Source organism: Streptomyces europaeiscabiei, from assembly GCF_001550375.1.
GTDB classification, from domain to species: Bacteria; Actinomycetota; Actinomycetes; order Streptomycetales; family Streptomycetaceae; genus Streptomyces; species Streptomyces europaeiscabiei.
This window is the reverse complement of the sequence record NZ_LRTR01000111.1, coordinates 1-1641: the sequence shown is the minus strand read 5'-3', so window position 1 is coordinate 1641 and position 1641 is coordinate 1. Positions and strand designations below refer to the sequence as shown.

Below are 1641 nucleotides of genomic sequence, written 5' to 3'. Positions count from 1 at the left end.
AGGGTCCGGGTCGGCCGGTTGCCGATCGCGGCGGCGCCGACGCCGACCAGCGCGACCCGGGTGCGCAGCAGCCGGCCGGTCGCGCAGAGCAGGAACAGCGCGTACGGGAAGCCCCACGGCCGCAGTGGCAGCGTGGCCTCCAGGACGCCCATGCCCGGCACGATCACCACGTCGTGCCGGCGTACCCAGGCGGCGGTGCGGAAGGCGTCGACGAGTTTGCCCAGCCCCTTCCCCCCGATCGCGCCCGCACGCGACGCGGTCCGGTACTCGCCGCGGTACCAGTGCAGCCGTGTCGCGGGGATCCCGTACCGGGCCGCGACGACCTCGGGTCCGCCGCACAGCGCGTCCACGACCGCCTCCGGGTGCTCGGCGCGGAGGTACCCGAGCACGGCCTCCAGCGACCCGTCGTTGCCGAGGTTGCCGGAGCCGAGCAGGCCGAACACCCCGACCCGCACCGGAGCCCCGTGCCCGGACCTCATGCCTGCCTGCCCTCACGGCCGGCGACGAGGGCGTCGACGGAGACGGTGAGCCGGTCCGGGGCGACCGGGGCGCGGTCCTCGACCCGCTCGCCGGCGCCCGGCCGGACCCGGCTGGTCATCCATGCGGCCAGGTGTCGATAGCACGCGCGCCGGTCGGCCGGGGACAACGGCGCCCGCCGGATCGCCGAGACGAAGCCCCAGACGTACTCGGCGAGCAGCCGGGGCGTCGGGTGCAGCGGGCCCGCCCGGCGCGGGTCCAGGTTGACGCACCGGGAGCGCTTGGACGGGTTCGCCCGCTCGGCGCGCGTGGGGTGGTCGCGGCGGAAGTACAGCAGCTCCGGAACCTGGTGGAAGGGCCCGTGCAGGGTGATCTCTGCGACGAACGTGCGATCCGCGTGGTGGTAGCTGTCGTGCGGCTTCACCCGGCGCAGCACGTCGGCCCGCATCACCCCGTAGAAGTCGTCGCCACCGGGTTCGAACAGCAGGCTGCGGAAACGCTCCGGCGCGTGCGGCGAGTCGGTGGCGAGCCCGTACTCGTAGGGCACCTTCACCTTGCCGTCGCCGTCGATGACCGCCTGGCCGCTGTGCGCGAGGATCACGTCAGGCCGTTCGTCCAGCGCCTGGACGCAGCGCAGCAGCAGGTCCCGGGCGTACAGGTCGTCGTGCGAGGCCCACTTGAACAGCTCGCCGCGGCACTCGGTGAACACGTGGTTGTGGTTCGGCGCGGCGCCGATGTTCCGGGGCAGCCGGAGGTACCGGATACGCGAGTCCTTCTCGGCGTACCGGCGGCAGATGTCCTGGGTGCCGTCGGTCGAGGCGTTGTCGGAGATGACCAGCTCGAAGTCCTCGTAGGTCTGGCCGAGCAGGGCGTCGAGCGATTCGGCCAGGTACTCCTCGCCGTTGTACACGGGCAGGCCGATGCTCAGCCGGGGATGGGCGGTCATGACGTCCTCACTTCGGGGATGGAGTGCTTGCGGCGCTCGCGCAGGGCGGAGCGCAGTTGCAGCCACCACGCGGCGGAGCCGGCGAGGGTCGCGGCGGCGACGCCCCAGGCCGAACCGACCGTGCCGGCCACGGCAGCCCCGCCGAGCCCGCCGACGACATAGCAGGCGGAGGCGAACAACTGGCAGCGCAGGATGCGCCGGGCCGCGGCGAGTGCCCG

General features: G+C 73.6%; 1 protein-coding gene and 2 pseudogenes. All 3 read right to left on the bottom strand.

Translation table 11 applies throughout. The features are described 5' to 3' along the window. Nucleotides 1–479, bottom strand: a pseudogene (locus AWZ10_RS04865) (polysaccharide pyruvyl transferase family protein); the annotation flags it as partial. Continuing rightward, on the bottom strand, nucleotides 476–1423 hold the full coding sequence (locus tag AWZ10_RS04860; RefSeq protein WP_060890535.1) for a glycosyltransferase family 2 protein: 948 nt from the start codon (nucleotides 1421–1423) through the stop codon (nucleotides 476–478). The gene AWZ10_RS04860 and the pseudogene AWZ10_RS04865, both read right to left, overlap by 4 nt. Next, nucleotides 1420–1641: pseudogene (locus AWZ10_RS04855) on the bottom strand (hypothetical protein); the annotation flags it as partial. The gene AWZ10_RS04860 and the pseudogene AWZ10_RS04855, both read right to left, overlap by 4 nt.